Here is a 341-nt window from a genome sequence, read left to right as displayed (position 1 = left end):
GCGTTTCCCGGTAAGGCCGGCGACTTGGTCAACCTGCGGGAGATCGAACAGATGGTCGATCAACTGAACCGTTTGCCGTCCAACAATGCGCAAATGGAGCTGACGCCGGGGCAGAACATCGGAGGCAGCGAAGTGCTGGTCAAAAACACCTCGCAGAAGCCTTGGCGTGTTGGTTTGTCGCGGCATAACGATGGCCAGAAGAGTACTGGCGAGCAGCAATGGGGCACCGCCTTCGACTGGGACAGTCCCTTGGGTCTGGCCGATCAACTGGCCTTGCGCGGCGGCCACGATGCCATCAGCGACCATCAGAAAACCTCGCGCAATGGCATGCTCTATTACAA

1 protein-coding gene is annotated in these 341 nt (G+C 58.7%); it reads left to right on the top strand.

The features are described 5' to 3' along the window. On the top strand, nt 1-341 hold a 341-nt coding region (locus ACZ3HH_RS29515), incomplete at both ends, for a ShlB/FhaC/HecB family hemolysin secretion/activation protein (protein ID WP_465810060.1).

It is taken from the genome of Pseudomonas sp. PME37.24/025 (assembly GCF_055556615.1).
This window is presented reverse-complemented; position numbering and strand designations above follow the sequence as displayed.